Source organism: Azospirillum formosense (assembly GCF_040500525.1).
Taxonomy (GTDB): Bacteria; Pseudomonadota; Alphaproteobacteria; order Azospirillales; family Azospirillaceae; genus Azospirillum; species Azospirillum formosense_A.
Genome location: NZ_CP159406.1, coordinates 117,251 through 133,340, shown reverse-complemented (window position 1 = coordinate 133,340; position 16,090 = coordinate 117,251). Strand labels below are relative to the sequence as shown.

The following is a 16,090-nucleotide window of genomic DNA, read 5'->3' as shown; positions in this document are numbered from 1 at the left end:
ATCGTCATATCTCGTCTTCCGAGAAGCAGTTCGTGTACTGGACGTGAAAGGACAATGGACGCCCGGCCCCGTCAACGACGGAGTTGCTGAAGCCCAGCCGGATGGTTCCGGCCGTTCCCTGGAACTCGATCCGGTCGACCCGGCCCGCCACCAGATCCCGCGTCTCCAGAACCTGCCCGGCGGCTTCGATGGTCAACCGCATGTCCGTGACGGGATAGCCCTGCAGAACGAGCTTGCGGTTGCGCGCGGCGGAGGGCGACATCTCGACGGCGGCGCTCAGCCAATTGTCCGCGAAAACCCCGGACACCCCCGACACCAGGGGCGCCAGAACGCTGGACCGCTTCATCCGGCGCCGGACCCGCGCGTCCACGGAACGGAAGGTCTTGCCCGCCACATGCCGCAGGGCCGACGGCACGCCGCGCCCGTCTCCGGACAGCCGGTGCGCGTCGAATTCGACCAGGGCCTTCTCCACGAGCGGCAGACGGCCGAGCAGGCGCGCCTTGAAATCCCGCCTCTCATGCAGCCGGTGATCCCAATAGCCCTGGACATAGCTGCGGCTCACCCGGCCGGCGTGCAGCTTGGAAACCTGGAAGACCTCCTCGTAGATCTTCCCGCGGGCCGACATCGTCTTGGTTTCGGGATACAGCCGGGAGTTCGCCAGAACGACCGGAAGGTGCCGGATGCCGAAGCCCGCCTTGGCGATGCGGAGCCAGTACTCGTAATCCATGACGTAGTTCAGCTTCTCGTCGAACGGCCCGACCGTCTCCGTCACCTCGGCCCGCCAGAAGGCCGCCGGCTGGCAGACGCAGCAATCCTCGACCAGCCGGTCGAAGGAGTAGGGGCTGGTCGCGTAGCGGCCGGTCACGGCGTCGTTCACGTCGATGTAATTGGCGTCGCCGTAGATCAGGCCGACTCCGGGGTCCTCGCCGAAGGCCTGGACGACGCGCTCGATGGCGTCCAGTTCCAGCGTGTCGTCGGAGTTCAGATAGGCGAGGATGCGGCCCGAGCAGAGGGCCAGCCCCTTGTTGATCGCGTCCGTCTGCCCCTTGTCCCGCTCCGATATCCAACGCACGCGGTCGCCGTAGGATCGCAGGATGTCCAGAGACTCGTCGGTCGAGCCGCCGTCCATCACGATGTATTCGATGTTGGGATAGGTCTGGCCGAGGACGCTCTCGATGGTCCGCTTCAGGAACACACCCTGATTGAAGGACGGGGTGACGATCGACACCAGCGGCCCGTGCACGGCGGACGCCGCGGCCGGCAATGGTTCCGGTGCAGCCATGGAAGCGGCCATCAGGGCATCCGTGGGGGCCGGCGCCAAGGACGATGCCAATCCCGACGGCGCCACACCCGTCGCCGGAAGGGTCAGGCGGGCCTTCGCCGCCGTACCGTCGGCGACGTCCCGGATCGCCTGCCTGAGATGCTCGGCCGCCACCCGCCACGAATAATCCGTGAAGCGGCGCTTCCCCCCCTCCAGCAGGGCGGCGCGCAGACCGGCGTCCGAGACGATCCGGGCCATCTTGTCCGCGACGTCGCGGGCGTCGTTGGGATCGCACAGCAGAGCCGCGCCGTCGGCGACCTCCGGCAGGCTGGTGGTGTTGCTGCAGACGACCGGGCATCCGACCCCGAAGGCTTCCAGGACCGGCATGCCGAAGCCCTCGAACAGCGAGACGAAGGTGAGCGCTTCGGCGTTCCGGTAGAGATGAACCAGCTCGGGCCGCGACACGAAGCCGATGTGGTGCACCCCCGCCGTCGGCTGGTTCCGGGCCAGCTCGTCCCACCCCCGCTGGTGTCCCGTCAGCAGGAGCTTATGGTCCGCGTGGCCGGGCGACGCCTTGCGGAAGAGGTCGAAGGCGGCGAGCAGGGTGGGGTGGTTCTTGTGTTTCCAGATGTTGGCCGGGAAGTAGAAGTAGGGCTTCATCCGCTCGACCATGGCGGCGAACTCGGCGCTGACGCTTTCGCCCTGCGCATCGAGGATCTGCGACGAGGGCGACATGACGAAGGCGCCGTTGCAGACCAGCCGCTCGCGGATCGTCATCTCGGCGTGCTGGGAAATCGTCGCGACCAGGCCGCAGCCGCTCGCCAGACGCAGGAAATTCCTTTTCCGGTTGTCCAGCTCGACGGGGGTGAAGAACTCCGGATAGAACTCGTGCTGGAGATCCGGGATGAGAACGATCTGCCGGGACAGCGGAAACGTCAGGTCGTCATCGTTGGGAAAGGAACGGAACAGAACATCGATCGCTTCATCATCCATGATTTTCTGAAGCGATGGATAATATCCATACAAAGGCAGAGTATGGTGGACCACGTTGTCCCCGACGATGTCGATGACATCGCGGTTGAACATCGTTCCGAAAATATGAAAAACGAAATCGGGTGCGATGTCATGCAGCGCCTTGACGGTTTCGGCGATCAGCGGCGTGATCCCACCCGATGCCCCACGGGTGATGTACCGCAGGTCGAAGCCGACCTTGATGCGCGTGTCGGACGTTTTCATATTCTCAGAAACAACCATATCAAGCCTCTTCAACGAGAAAATGAATTTCTCTTCTGACTATTTCTTCTTCTGGATTACCAGACCGGCGACCTTCTTTAGAAGCCTGAAGCGCCGTTCCTTTTCCTCTTCAAGGGCGGCGACCTTCCCGGAGAGCATATCGATGACCTCCAGACGCGCCGCCCGGTCGGCCTCGACCGCGCGGAGCGTGTCCGACAGCGCCTCGATGGCCTCCAGACGAGCCGCCCGATCGGCCTCGACCGTGCGGAGCGTGTCCGACAGCGCCTCGATGGCCTCCAGACGCGCCGCCCGGTCGGCCTCGACCGTGCGAAGCGTGTCCGACAGCGCCTCGATGGTCTCCAGACGCGCCGCCCGGTCGGCCTCGGCCGCGCGGAGCGCCTGCGACAGTTCCTCAATGACCCCAAGACGCGCCGCCCGGTCGGCCTCGACCGTGCGGAGCGTGTCCGACAGCTCCTCGATCATGCGGAGCCGTTCCGCGCGGTCGGCTTGGAGTTCCTGGACCAGCGGGTATTCGATCACATCGAACACCCCCGGTGGGATGCCCAGCCGTCCGATCAGCCCCTCGTCCTCATCCCGGACGTAGAAGCGGTTGAGCCCGTCGAAATAGGCAAACTGGTAACCCATCGACAGGACCGCGGGCTCCCATCCCGACCATGTTCCGATCTCGTCCAGACGGCTCAGGGTGGTGGGGGTGGTTGCGGGAATTGTCGACTCGATCACGAGCGCGCGCGGACGGTACCGCCTCAGGTCGAAGCTCTTCAGAAGCTCGCCTTCGAACCCCTCGACGTCGATCTTGAGGAAATCGACCGTGCCCGGGCAGTGCTTCTCGAAAATGTCGGCGAGGGTGATGACCTCCACGCTGTATTCGTGGACCGTCAGGCCGCGCTCGCGCATACCGGCGGCGACCTCCGGCGAGAGGGTGGAAAGGTAGCTTTCCTCCTCGCACTCGAAGAAGGTCATGCTTCCCGGTTCTGGTCCGATCGCCTTGTTGAGGTTCACATCCCGCGGGCGCTCGGCGTTGAAGAGCCGGCAGCGTCCAGCGATCGGCTCGACGTTCACACCGCTCCAGCCCCGGTCATAGAAATGCCGGGTGACCGAATGGCTGACCGGGTCCCACGCCCCGACATCGACGTAAAAGCCGCGGTCCACCTCCTTGAACAGGCGTTCCAGCATGACGTCTTCGAAATTCTGGGCATAGGTCAGCACGGGTCGGCTCCCACCCTGTGTTGCTGGAATGGCGCATGGACGTGGGTCGTCATGCGGTTGGGCAAATCCGCGACCCCGTAGTGCGAGAAACTCGCACAGGCGCCACGGCGCTGCATGAAGAGCGATATGGCGCCGGCCTTGGTGAAGGAGCAGAGGACCCGCACCCCGGCCGCGATGTCGTCGGGGGACAGCGCATCCCGCCGCGCGTAAACCCCGTCATCCACCTCGGCGAAAGCGAGGTCGAAGGAATATTCGCCCAGGTCCAGGTCCAGCTTGAGATCATACGTCATTTCAAGCCGGGTTCCCGGCGCGACGTCCACGAAGCTCGCCTCCTGGACATTGATGCCGTTCTTGCCATGAACCAGGATGTTCTTCTCGTTGCGGACGGCGACCCCCATCACCGCGCGCTTGACGGGGGACTTCGCGACGCAGGACATGCGGAGACGCACCCAGTCGCCTTGATGGAAGATCCGGGACGGATGGTCGTCGAGGTCGGTCACGAGGAAGCGCTCCACGACCGCCACCCCCGGATCGCCGAGCTGGGGCAGACCCGACAGGTCGACGGTCATCGGATCGTCGATCCAACCCGCGCGTCCGTCGCCGGCGTCCGCGGCGGGCGGCGGGTCGGAAGCGGGCAGTTCCTCGCGCGGCGCCCCCCGGCTGCCGGTGCGCGCGCCGCGCTCATGGTGCATGTAATACTCCACGGCGTCGATGGCGCCGCCGTAGAAAGCGGTTCGGCCTTCGGACAGGACGAGACCGCGGTCGCAGAACTCGGCCGCGTCGGACAGGGAATGGGTGACGAGCACGATCCCGGTGCCGCCCTTGCGCATCTGGTTCAGGCGCTCGTAGCATTTCTGCCGGAAGAAGATGTCGCCGACCGCCAGGACCTCGTCGACGAGCAACAGATCCGGCGACGCGGCGGTCGCCACGCCGAACGCGAGGCGCAGGAACATGCCGCTGGAATAGGTGCGCACCGGCTGGTCGATGTAATCGCCGATCTCCGCGAAGGCGATGATCTCGTCGAACCTCTCCCGGATCTCCTCGCGTCCCAGCCCAAGGATGGCCGCGTTGATCCAGATGTTCTCCCGTCCGGTGAAGTCGGGGTTGAAGCCGCTGCCCAGTTCCAGCAGGCCGATGACGCGCGGCGGCAGGACGATCCGGCCAGTCGACGGTTTCAGCAAGCCGGTGATCAGCTGCAGGAGGGTGCTCTTGCCCGCCCCGTTGCGGCCGAGCACGGCAACGGCTTCCCCGGGATGGAGTTCGAAAGAAACGTCCCGCACCGCCGGAAACAGCCGCGGCCGGACCGGCGACAGCGGGCCGAGGAGTTGCCGCAGGAAGCGGGCCCCGGGCGACCGGTGCAGCTCGTAGTCCTTCGAGACGTTGTCCACGCTGAGAAGCGGTCCGTCCCCGTGATGGCCTTGGCCGCTCATGACAGGGTGTCTCCGGCGAGCACGGCGGTCCGATACGCTGCGGCCAGATCGCTTCCCGTCAACCGGTCGGCGCGAGTCAGACAGGCGTGCGCCAGATCCTCGATGCCGTAGCAATCGTGCGCCATGGCGGCGAGCTTCAGAAGCGCCACGGCGTCGAGGGCATCGAGCCGCGCGAAGGACGGAACGAAGACCGCATCGGCCCACAACTGCCGGCTCGCCGTCCGACCGAAGGCATAATCGCCCGACAGGACCCGGCGCGTCCCGAAATCGAGGAAATGATGGAATTCGAAACCGCGCGCCGACAGGAAGCGGTCGACATCCCCGAACCGGGGCGCGTCCTGGTAGATTGGACCGAACTCCACTTCGGTGTGGATGAGAAGGGCGTTCGACAGCACCCGCTCGGCCCCGCCAAGCACCAAAAGGGTGGCGCTCTGGACGTCGATCTTGATGAAGTCCGCTGCGCCGGCCTCCGGCACATCGTCGAGACGCACCGTCGACACCGGCTCGGTTCCCACGACGCGGCACAGGCTGGCCAGATCCTCGAAACGCTCCAACCAAGCCATGTTCGGCTCGAGGAGGGACGAGGTCATGGGGGCTGCGCACAGATGGAAACGGTGCTCCCGGCCATCGGCGACCGCGTGCGGCAGCATGATCCGCCGCTGATCGGCCTCGGTTGCCGCGCGCGCCTCGGCGTGCGGCTCGAAGCCGAGGACGACCGCCTGCGGCGCCTCCAGAAGGGGGGCATAGGGAGGGTGCCGGCCGCCGGAATATTCCGCCGCACCGATGTCGACGATGAGAAGGCGGCCGAAACGGTCAGCCAGGGCCGAAGCGAGCGACCCGCCGGGAGCGAACAAGGGAAGCGTGCTCACAGCAGATCTCCAAATGCGGAACGGAGCCGGTGGAAGACGAACCAGCCCAAGCCGGCGAAGATGCCGTACGTCGCAATCATGCGCAGCCAGAGCAGCGCGTCGAAACGGCCCACGAGGGCGTCGCGAAGCGCTTCGACAAAATAGGTCAGCGGATTCAGGTCGAAGATCGGCAGGAAATCCTGCGGAATGATGGTGGACGGATAGAACACCGGCGCCAGGAACATCATCATCTGGACCAGGACGGGCGCAATCTGACCGAGATCACGGAAAAACACCGCCACCGCCGAAAAGAGCCAGCCGACCCCGAGCGCGAAGACATAGAGCGGAATCAGGATCAGGGGCATGAACACGAGCGCGCCGGCATTCGCCTCGCCGGCCACGAAGGCGAAGGCCAGCAGCAGCACGAGGTTGATCGCGGCGATCAGCAACCCGGCGTTCACCGTCACCACCGGCAGAAGATGGACGGGAAAACGCACGCGCTTCACGAGGTTCGCCGCGCCCAGAATGGTTGCCGGGCTGCGCCCCATGATTTCCGCGATGAAGAGATAGGGCACCATTCCGCAGAAGATCATCACGGAACTGGTCGCCACGCCGGCGCCCTCCTGCCCCCAGCGGACCCGCAGGACGATGGTGAAGACGAAGGAGAAGATGGCAAGGAACAGAACGGCGTAAAGAACCGGCCACAGAACCCCCAACAGAGTGCCGCGATAGCGTTGGGCGACCTCGCGCTTCGTCAGCTCCCAGGTCAGCCAGAAATCCTGCCGCATAGGCAGCAACTCCTCAAACGATGAAAGGGGAAAGTCCTGGGCACCGGCGTCTCGACCGGGCCGGGCTGAAACGAGTGAAGGGAGAGGCCTCGCGGGCGATGCGCCGCTTCGGAAGCACCCGTGGAAAACGCGGCGCGCCAGAACCCCACATGACGTCCATCAGGCGCAGCCTGTCCTCAACACCAGCCTCAACGGATCGCCAGCCTCCTCTTTCCTCTGCCGCACCGCACACACAATCCTACCCAAACCCATCCCCGCGATCCCGTCAACATGGGCGTACGGAAACCGCGCAAAGATCATGGCACGGCGGCTAAGGAGCCTTGGCATGTCCCGCAAGGCGCGCATTATTTTCGCTGGGGTGATGCCCGTCAACGTGAATCGCCCGCCGATGCCCGTCCCTCCGGCGCCCCCCGGATTGGAGTCTTGTCGCGCCCCACCCCCGGCCCGGACACAGGGAACGGGTGCCCGACTGCCACGCGCAGCCATGCGACTCCAGAGAATTCGAGGGGGATGCCGATTCGGCAACGACTCGGCAACGACTCGGGAAAGGAAAACTGGAGTCTTGTCGCGTTCGCAGAGGGTTCCACAGGACGAGCGAATCATCCCCTGGAGTGTTGTCGCGCAAATTCTGGACTCTTGTCGCGCGAATCGCGATTCTCTACTGGAGTCTTGTCGCACAAACAAATAGATAACTCAATTAACCCTACAAGTAGATTGCGCGACAAGACTCCAAGTTGCCGGGTGAGAACCTGCGTGATATAGGGAATTTCAGCAAATGAACCCGAAACGATCCACGAGTCAGGCGCGCAATGGGCCAGTTGCATAAGCTGATAACCCAAGTGGGTCGCGAGCAAGCCAAAGCACTCCAGACCGACCCCAACCAGATCTCGCTGATCGACATCGCTACAGCGGTCCTGGAAGAGGAACGGCAGGAGCTTGGAATCACCTATTCCGGCTTTGCCTTGACCGCTCTGCCTCACCGGCGCCTGCCGGACGAGCAGCCATGGGAACGGCGAGGACATAAGATCCGTTTGCTGATCGAGCCAGGGCGATTGCCCATTCGTGGTGGTGGTTTCAAACTTTACGGTGTGCCGTATGGCAGCCGCGCCCGCATGATCCTGCTCTATCTGCAGACCCGTGCCCTGCAAACCGACAGCCGGGAAGTCGAACTCGGGCGCAGCATGCATGAGTGGCTGGACCGGATGGGGCTGTCGGTTGGAGGACAGACCTACCGCGACATCCGCGAGCAGGCATCGCGCATCGCCGCCTGCAACCTGACCTTCGCCTGGGAGGACGCCAACAGCCTGGGATTCGAAAAGGATTCCATCGTGAAGGGCGGCATCCATTTTTCCGCCTCGCCGGACTCGCAACAGGGCATGCTGTGGGAAGACCGGGTGCTGCTCTCGGAAGCCTTCTTCCGCGAACTGAAAGCGCATCCGGTGCCGATCTGGGAGCCCGCCCTGCGGCACATCCAGAACAACAGCACCAGCATCGACATCTACATCTGGCTGGCCTACCGCCTGCATATCCTGAACCGGCCGACACCGATCACATGGCTGGCGGTGTTCGAACAGTTCGGCGCCGGCTACAGCCGGCTGCGGGATTTCCGGAAACGCTTCATTGAGGCGCTTCAACTGGCGCTCGCCGTGTATCCCGACGCCAGGGTCGATGTGGAGGAGCAGGGCCTGCTGCTCCATCCCTCGCCTCCGCCGATACCGGAACGAAAGATCCAGCAGATCGCCCGCTGACCCGAAGGCGTTTGATGCACCCCATCAAACGCCTTCGGCCTGTTAGGGCCGTATCCCCTGTCTTTTCGAAGAGATGGATTTTTCCAAGAACCGGCGGCTTTCCTGGCCCTCCAACGCTGCGACAAGACTCCAAACCCCGGCACGCGACAACACTCCAAGCCTTTCCGGCGCATAGGCTCCCGCCACTGCCCACACCGCACGGTGCCTTGCACACGCATCGACCATCGATTCAAGCTTGAGCTTAAGTATTGGAAATCATTGGTCACGAAAATTAGGTATTCCATTGGGAGGATAATGTCTTTCATTCAATGTTAAGGATATCGGCCCATAAATTCTCTCACCAAGTTCTCTTGGTTTCCTCCCTCCCAGAACTGGGCCATGGTGATCAAGCCATGGCCTTTTCTTTTTCCCGTTTTCAAGGCGGACTAGACCTTCCGGACGGAAGCGGGGGCAAGGGCGAAGCATCTGGAATCTTGCCGCGCGACGATACGGGAGCTTGACTTATGCTGCACCGCAACATAAATTGACTCCCGGATGCCCTTTGGGCGTTTCCTCCCTAGACTTGAAGGCCGCGCCGGACTGGCTGCGGCCTTTTCTTTGTCCTCCCCCCGTTCCCGCCCTCCGGCGGGGATGAGGCACAAATCCCTTGCAACACACCGGTTACCGGGCATAAGGGGGAAGGCAACCATCTTCCGGTGTCCCATGATCGTGGTTCTTCCAACCTCGAACGGAAACGAAATTCCCTGAATTCCGCCATCCAATGGTGCACAACAAGCAAGAATGCAGGAGCAAGCGTATGAAGGGCATCATCCTGGCCGGGGGAGCCGGTACGCGGCTTTATCCATTGACGCAGGTGACCAGCAAGCAGCTTCTGCCGGTTTTTGACAAGCCGATGATCTATTATCCCTTGTCAACGCTGATGTTGGCCGGAATTCGCGACATCATGGTCATCACGACGCCGGAAGACCAGTCGCAGTTCCACCGGCTCTTGGGGGATGGGTCCCAGTGGGGCATTTCCCTGTCCTACGCCGTGCAGCAGAAGCCGGAGGGGCTTGCCCAGGCGTTCCTCATCGGACGCTCCTTCGTCGGCAGCGACCGTGTCTGCCTGATCCTCGGGGACAACATCTTCTTCGGGCACGATCTCGAAACGGCCTTGCTGCGGGCGGCAAACCGCTCGGAAGGCGCCACCGTGTTCGGCTATCACGTCCGTGACCCCAAACGTTACGGGGTGGTGAACTTCGACGCCACCGGACGGCCCGTGGCGATCGAAGAGAAGCCCGCGGAGCCGAAATCCAACTACGCGGTGACCGGCCTCTATTTCTACGACAACAGCGTCCTCGACATCGCCGCCACGATCCGGCCATCGGCCCGCGGGGAGCTGGAAATCACCGACGTGAACAACGTCTACCTGCGCAGGGGCGACCTGTTCGTCGAGCGGCTGGGCCGTGGCTATGCCTGGTTCGACACCGGCACGCACCAATCGCTGTTGCAGGCCGGCGAGTTCGTGCAGACCATCGAAGCCCGCCAGGGCCTGAAGATCGCAGCGCCCGAGGAGATCGCCTGGCGCAAGGGCTTCATCGGCAGCGAGCAGCTGCAGCGGATCGCCCTCCCGCTCGCCAAGAGCGGCTACGGCAAGTACCTGCTGGATCTGCTGAACGAACAGAATTCCGGGCGGGGCTGAAGGTTCTTGCGGACGGCGCGTGAAGACGCCGTCCGCAAGGCCCGGAACCGGACTCCGCCTACCGTCCGAAGGCGGGCTCAGTGGCTGGAGCCGCCGTCCTCGAACGAGGGAGCCGTCAGGCCGGACGCCTCCAGTTGGGCGACGACCATCCCCTTCAGCCGCTCCAGCCCTTCGGGCGTGCCCGACTCCGCTCGGGCGACCAGCACGTCCTGGGTGTTGGAGGCGCGCAGCAGCCACCAACCGTCCGCTGTCTTGACGCGCACGCCATCGATGTCGTTGACGTCGGCGCCCTCCGCCGTCAGCCGGGCCTTGACCTCCTGGACGACCTGGAACTTGCGTTCCTCGCTCACCTGGAAGCGGGTTTCCGGGGTGTTCACCACATCCGGCAGACGGTCGCGCAACGCCGACAGCGGCTGGTTCAGCTTGCTGACCAGGCCGATCAGGCGCACCGCGCAATAGAGCGCGTCGTCGAAGCCGTACCACTTGTCGGCAAAGAAGATGTGGCCCGACATCTCGCCGGCCAGCGGAGAGCCGGTTTCGGCCATCTTCGCCTTCAGAAGCGAGTGGCCTGTCTTCCACATCAACGGGTTGCCGCCCAGCTTCGCAATCTCGTCGAACAGCGTCTGGCTGGCCTTCACGTCGGCGATGATCGTGGCGCCGGGGTGGCTCTTCAGCACGTCGGCGGCGTAGATCGCGACCAGCTGGTCGCCCCACACCACGCGGCCGAGATGGTCGATGGCGCCGATGCGGTCACCGTCGCCGTCGAAGCCGATGCCGATGTCGCAGCCGTTCTCCGCCACCGCCTTCTTCAGATCGACGAGGTTCTTCTCGACCGTCGGGTCCGGATGATGGTTGGGGAAATTGCCGTCGATCTCGTCGAACAGCAGGATGTGCTTGCCCGGCAGCTTCGCGGTCAGGCGGCGCAGGATCTCGCCGGAGGCGCCGTTGCCGGCGTCCCAGGCAATGGTCAGGTCGCGGGTGCCGTCATAGTCCCGCATCATGCGGTCCACATAGGCGTCCTTGACGTCGACCTGCTCCGAGGAGCCCTCGCCGGACACGTAGTCGGCCTTCGCGGCGATGGCCCCGATGTCCTGGATCTGCTGGCCGTAGACCGGCCCCTTGCCCAGCATCATCTTGATGCCGTTGTACTCCGGCGGGTTGTGGGAGCCGGTTATCATGATGCCGGCCGCCGCCTCGCGGTCGCGGGTGGCGAAATACAGCATCGGCGTGGGGCCGAGCCCGATGCGCAGCACGTGCAGGCCGCAGGCGACGAGCCCCTCCACCATGGCGGCTTCCAGCTCCGGCGAGGAGAGGCGGCCATCGTAGCCGACGCACACGGTCTTTCCGCCGTTGCGGGCCACCACGGTTCCGAAGGCGCGCCCAACCGCACGGGCGTCGGCGGGATTCAGCGTCGTGCCGACGATGCCGCGGATATCGTATTCGCGCAGCACGGTCGGATGGAAGATATGGGCCTCGCTCATGATCTCAACGGACCTCCTTGGACCGCGACTGTCTTAAACCGCATCCACCGGCACCGAAGGGCGGCCGATGGACATGTAGACGAACCCTGCCCGAGCCATGTCGTCAGGATTGTAGATGTTGCGCAGGTCGACCACGACGGGCTGGGACAGCAACGCCTTGACCCGCTTCAGATCAAGCGCCCGGAACTCGTTCCATTCCGTCAGGATGGCCAGGCAGTCGGCCCCCTGCAGCGCCGCATAGGCGTCGTCCGTCCAGGTCACGCCGGGCAGCAGCCTTCCGGCCTCGTGCATGCCCGCGGGGTCGAAGGCGCGCACCGTGGCTCCGGCGGCCTGCAGCGCCGGGACGATGTCCAGCGACGGGGCGTCGCGCATGTCGTCGGTGTTCGGCTTGAAGGTGACGCCGAGCACTCCGATGGTCTTGCCCGCCACCGATCCGCCGCAGGCGGCGACGATGCGGTCGGCCATCGCCTTCTTGCGCTTGTCGTTGATGTCCACCACCGTCTCGATGATGCGCAGGGGGCTGCCCACCTGCTGGGCGGTGCGCACCAGGGCCAAGGTGTCCTTGGGGAAGCAGGAGCCGCCATAGCCCGGTCCGGGGTGCAGGAACTTCTTGCCGATGCGGCCGTCCAGCCCGATGCCACGGGCCACGTCATGGACGTTGGCGCCCACCTTCTCGCACAGGTCGGCGATCTCGTTGATGAAGGTGATCTTGGCGGCCAGGAAGGTGTTGGCGGCGTATTTCGTCAGTTCCGCCGTTTCCAGGGACGTCAGGACGATCGGCGTCTCGATCAGGTACAGCGGGCGGTAGAGCCGGCGCATGACGTCGGCGGCGCGTTCCGATCCGGTTCCGATGACGACGCGGTCGGGGCGCATGAAGTCGCCGATGGCTGAGCCTTCGCGCAGGAATTCCGGGTTGCTCGCCACATCGAAATCAGCGCTCGGGTTGGTGCGGCGGATGATCGCCTCCACCTCGCGCCCCGTCCCGACCGGCACGGTCGACTTGTTCACCACCACCGTGTAGTGGTCGAGGTTGGCGGCGATCTCCTCGGCGGCGGCATAGACGAAGGACAGGTCGGCGTGTCCGTCACCGCGGCGCGACGGCGTGCCCACGGCGATGAAGACGGCATCCGCCCCGGCCATCGCCTCCTTCAGGTCCAGCGTGAAGGACAGCCGGCCGGCGGCGACATTGCGCGCGACCAGCTCGTCAAGGCCGGGTTCATAAATCGGAATCTCGCCGCGCTTCAGCCGTTCGATCTTCCCGGCGTCCTTGTCGACGCAGGTGACGTGGACGCCGAATTCCGAAAAACAGGCGCCGGACACCAGCCCGACATAGCCCGTACCGATCATCGCGATGCGCATGGGGAGCCCTTGTTGTCAACACCCTTGAGACCGTCCGTTATCCGGCTCCGCTTTCGGGATGAAGCAGAACGGTGACCGCCTTCGATGGTTGCCTTCTTATCAGGATAGCCGCGATGCGGACACCACCTGCGGCAGGCTGCCGCGTGGGGGGTAAGCCTCTGTCGAACGATGCAGGCCACCGGTGCCGGGCGTGCCGGAGAATGGGTCGTGCCGGCGCGTCCGGCCTCCGCAAGACCGTCTGGAAATTCCCGGTGTCTTCAGATCGCTTGGAGATAAGCGGGGTCCAGGGCACCGTGACGGAAGGGGATCCAATCCTTGTGGTCGGCCCGGTATTGAAGGCCGTAGGGATTTTTGAAGAAGATCTTCTGCAGCGGCTGTCCGCCTTCGGCGCGGGTGCGCTCCAGGTCGATCAGGGACGAGGGGGCGAACACCTTCTCCCACAGCTCCGCGTTGTCCACGTCGCGACCGGCGTTCTTCACATAGTCGCGCGCGGCGTCGCTCAACTGCCAGGCCTCTTCGACCATCGCGTAATAGTCCACAGTACCCTCGGCCATGACCATGCTCCGAAGCGTTCAAGATGACGCTTGGCATAGCGCATTTTTGGAAGGGAGAAAACTGTCCAGCGGTGACGCCGGCGGGTGGCGGTGCTGGCTTCTCAGGTTCTGGCGGGCAGGCCCAGCGTTTCGGCCAGGACGGTCGCGACCCGGTCCACGTCGGCGTCCGCCATGGCCGGAAACAGCGGCAGGGACAAGGTCTGGGCGTAATGGGCGTCGGCGCCGGGCAGGGCGAGGTCCCCGCAGCGCTCGCGCCAGTAGGGCTGGCGGTGGACCGGGATGTAGTGGACCTGGCTGCCGATTCCCCGCGCCCGCAGATCGGCCATCACCCGCGCCCGTGTCCGCCCGGCGGCGGCGAAGTCGATGCGGACGGCGCAGAGGTGCCAGGCGGGGCGGCACCAGGGAACGTGGTCCGCCGGCCGCACCAGCGGGGCGAGGGGGGCCAGCCGCTCCGCGTACAGCTCCATGAGGCGGCGGCGACGCTCCACGAAGGCGTCCAGCCGCCCGAGCTGGCTGAGGGCGAGCGCCGAGTGGATGTCGGTCAGGCGGTAATTGAAGCCCGGCTCCGCCATCTCGTAATACCAGGGGTTGGCCGAACCGCTTTCGTCGAACGCGGCCTCGCGGTCCTCGAAGGCCGCCGGGTCCCGCTCCATGCCGTGGTTGCGCATGCGGCGCAGGCGGGCGGCGAGACGCAGGTCGTTGGTGGTCACCGCCCCGCCTTCGCCCGCCGCGATGGTCTTCACGGGATGGAAGGAGAAGGCGGTGAGCGTGCCGAAGGCGTTGGAGCCGACCGGCAGGGCGCGCCCATCCGGCATCACGTCCACGCTGCCGATGGCGTGGCAGGCGTCCTCGATGACGGCCAGTCCATGGCGGTCGGCGAGCACGCCGAGCCCGGCCATGTCCGCGGTCTGTCCGGCAAAATGCACGGGCGCCAGGGCGCGCACCCGCCAGCCGGCGCGGGCGGCGCGCTCCATCGCCGCCTCCGCCTGCCCCGGCCCCATCAGACCGGTGGCGGGATCGACGTCGGCGAAGGCGACCTCCGCCCCGACGTAGCGGGCGGCGTTGGCGGTGGCGAGGAAGGTGACGGCGGGCACCACCACCGCGTCGCCGGGGCCGAGTCCCAGCGCGAGGGCGGCCAGATGCAGGGCGGCGGTCCCGTTGGCGCAGGACACCGCGTGGGCCGCCCCGGTGCGCTCGCGCAGAGCCCCCTCGAAGGCCTCCACCGCCGGCCCTTGGGTCAGCCAGTCGCCGCGCAGGACCGCGGTCACCGCGTCGATGTCGGCCTGGTCGATGTCCTGGCGTCCGTAGGGCAGGACGGAGAGCGGCGTCCGGGAAGCCGGGCCACCCATCACGGGGCTTCCGCGATCAGCCGCATCAGGCGCGCGCCGTCCAGCCAGTCGCCGTTGGTGTCGCTGGCGTAGCGGAAGCCGTCGGTGACCGGACGGGCGCCCAGCCGCTGGTAGGGTTCGTGGGTCCAGAAGGCGAAGGCCGGCTCGATGACGAAGCGGTCCGGCAGCTCGAAGGTCTGGCGGGAATCGTCCTCGGTGATCATCACCTCGTGCAGCTTCTCGCCGGGACGGATGCCGACCAGCTTGTGCGGCAGGTGGGGGGCCATCGCGCGGGCCAGATCGGCGATGCGCATGCTGGGGATCTTGGGCACGAAGATCTCGCCGCCCTGCATCATCGCGATGCAGGAGACGACGAAGTCCACCCCGTGCTGCAGCGTGATCCAGAAGCGGGTCATGCGCTCGTCGGTGACCGGCAGGGACTCCGCCCCTTCCGCGATCATCCGGCGGAACAGCGGGATCACCGACCCGCGGGATCCCACGACGTTGCCGTAGCGCACCACCGAGAAGCGCGTGCCGAGCGAGCCCGCCAGGTTGTTGGCGGCGATGAAGATCTTGTCGGAGGCCAGCTTGCTGGCGCCGTAGAGGTTGACGGGGTTGGCCGCCTTGTCGGTGGACAGGGCGATCACCCGCTTCACGCCGGTGTTCAGCGCCGCCCGCACCACGTTCTCCGCCCCGTAGACGTTTGTGTGGATGCATTCCATGGGGTTGTATTCAGCCGCCGGCACATGCTTCAGTGCGGCGGCGTGGACGCATACGTCCACCTCGCGCATGGCCAGTTCCAGCCGCTCGCGGTCGCGCACGTCACCGATGAAGAAGCGCAGGGTGGACGCCCATTCGGGGCCGAGCTGCTGCTGCATCTCGTACTGCTTGAACTCGTCCCGGGAGAAGACGACGACCCGCCGCGGGCTGGCGTGGCGCAGCACCGTCTCCACGAATCGCCGCCCGAAGGAGCCGCTTCCCCCCGTCACCAGGATCGATTGGCCCTTCAGCATGCCGAAGCCGGCGTGCGGCGTCTCGGGCGGTGAATCGTTCGGACGGTCAAGCTGCTGCATGGTCAGGGGCGCCCGCGCTTCATGGTTTGTCTAAGCAGGTTTGCCCAGATCGGGCCGTTCGACCGACCTTAGCCCGAGA

The 16,090-nt window shown here is 65.3% G+C and carries 13 protein-coding genes; 3 read left to right on the top strand and 10 right to left on the bottom strand.

Translation table 11 applies throughout. The annotated features are described in order from the left end of the window. Positions 1-4 precede the first annotated feature (4 nt). The gene (locus tag ABVN73_RS27615; protein ID WP_353861954.1) at positions 5-2,254 is read right to left on the bottom strand and encodes a glycosyltransferase; all 2,250 of its coding nucleotides are present in this window, start codon (positions 2,252-2,254) and stop codon (positions 5-7) included. Positions 2,255-2,296: 42 nt separating this feature from the next. Here ABVN73_RS27615 and ABVN73_RS27610 point away from each other — a divergent pair, with 42 nt between their 5' ends. Then, on the top strand, positions 2,297-2,554 hold the full coding sequence (locus ABVN73_RS27610; RefSeq protein WP_353861953.1) for a hypothetical protein: 258 nt from the start codon (positions 2,297-2,299) through the stop codon (positions 2,552-2,554). On the opposite strand, the gene ABVN73_RS27605 is transcribed toward ABVN73_RS27610, so the two are convergent. The 4 genes from ABVN73_RS27605 to ABVN73_RS27590 are packed head-to-tail and all read right to left on the bottom strand — an operon-like array spanning position 2,555 to position 6,787. Then, positions 2,555-3,721, bottom strand: coding sequence for an FkbM family methyltransferase (locus ABVN73_RS27605; protein WP_353861952.1), 1,167 nt, complete (start codon positions 3,719-3,721; stop codon positions 2,555-2,557). Continuing rightward, a complete protein-coding gene (locus ABVN73_RS27600) occupies positions 3,715-5,151 on the bottom strand; it encodes an ABC transporter ATP-binding protein (RefSeq protein ID WP_353861951.1) in 1,437 nt (478 codons plus the stop codon). Before ABVN73_RS27600 ends, ABVN73_RS27605 begins: the two co-directional genes overlap by 7 nt. Continuing rightward, positions 5,148-6,020 (bottom strand): FkbM family methyltransferase, encoded by an 873-nt coding sequence (locus tag ABVN73_RS27595; RefSeq protein ID WP_353861950.1) that lies wholly within the window; start codon positions 6,018-6,020, stop codon positions 5,148-5,150. The genes ABVN73_RS27600 and ABVN73_RS27595 overlap by 4 nt, the downstream gene beginning before the upstream one ends. Continuing rightward, positions 6,017-6,787: an ABC transporter permease gene (locus ABVN73_RS27590; protein ID WP_353861949.1), complete on the bottom strand. Its 771-nt coding sequence runs from the start codon at positions 6,785-6,787 to the stop codon at positions 6,017-6,019. The genes ABVN73_RS27595 and ABVN73_RS27590 overlap by 4 nt, the downstream gene beginning before the upstream one ends. 809 nt (positions 6,788-7,596) lie before the next feature. Here ABVN73_RS27590 and ABVN73_RS27585 point away from each other — a divergent pair. Both ABVN73_RS27585 and rfbA read left to right on the top strand, forming a co-directional pair. Continuing rightward, positions 7,597-8,535: a replication protein RepA gene (locus ABVN73_RS27585; RefSeq protein ID WP_353861948.1), complete on the top strand. Its 939-nt coding sequence runs from the start codon at positions 7,597-7,599 to the stop codon at positions 8,533-8,535. A 796-nt stretch (positions 8,536-9,331) separates the two neighbouring features. Next, on the top strand, positions 9,332-10,216 hold the full coding sequence (gene rfbA / locus ABVN73_RS27580) for a glucose-1-phosphate thymidylyltransferase RfbA (RefSeq protein WP_353861947.1): 885 nt from the start codon (positions 9,332-9,334) through the stop codon (positions 10,214-10,216). 77 nt (positions 10,217-10,293) lie between these two features. Here the strand turns inward: rfbA and pgmG are convergent, their stop codons facing one another. The 5 genes from pgmG to pseB all read right to left on the bottom strand — a co-directional run bounded on the left by pgmG (position 10,294) and on the right by pseB (position 15,951). Then, the gene (gene pgmG / locus ABVN73_RS27575) at positions 10,294-11,697 is read right to left on the bottom strand and encodes a phosphoglucomutase/phosphomannomutase PgmG (protein WP_353861946.1); all 1,404 of its coding nucleotides are present in this window, start codon (positions 11,695-11,697) and stop codon (positions 10,294-10,296) included. A 33-nt stretch (positions 11,698-11,730) separates the two neighbouring features. Then, on the bottom strand, positions 11,731-13,056 hold the full coding sequence (locus tag ABVN73_RS27570; RefSeq protein WP_353861945.1) for a UDP-glucose/GDP-mannose dehydrogenase family protein: 1,326 nt from the start codon (positions 13,054-13,056) through the stop codon (positions 11,731-11,733). A gap of 257 nt (positions 13,057-13,313) precedes the next feature. Then, a complete protein-coding gene (locus ABVN73_RS27565; RefSeq protein ID WP_145629697.1) occupies positions 13,314-13,610 on the bottom strand; it encodes a hypothetical protein in 297 nt (98 codons plus the stop codon). A 101-nt stretch (positions 13,611-13,711) separates the two neighbouring features. Continuing rightward, positions 13,712-14,959 (bottom strand): UDP-4-amino-4,6-dideoxy-N-acetyl-beta-L-altrosamine transaminase, encoded by a 1,248-nt coding sequence (gene pseC / locus ABVN73_RS27560; protein WP_353861944.1) that lies wholly within the window; start codon positions 14,957-14,959, stop codon positions 13,712-13,714. After that, positions 14,959-15,951: a UDP-N-acetylglucosamine 4,6-dehydratase (inverting) gene (gene pseB / locus ABVN73_RS27555; RefSeq protein WP_353862049.1), complete on the bottom strand. Its 993-nt coding sequence runs from the start codon at positions 15,949-15,951 to the stop codon at positions 14,959-14,961. Before pseB ends, pseC begins: the two co-directional genes overlap by 1 nt. Positions 15,952-16,090 lie beyond the last annotated feature (139 nt).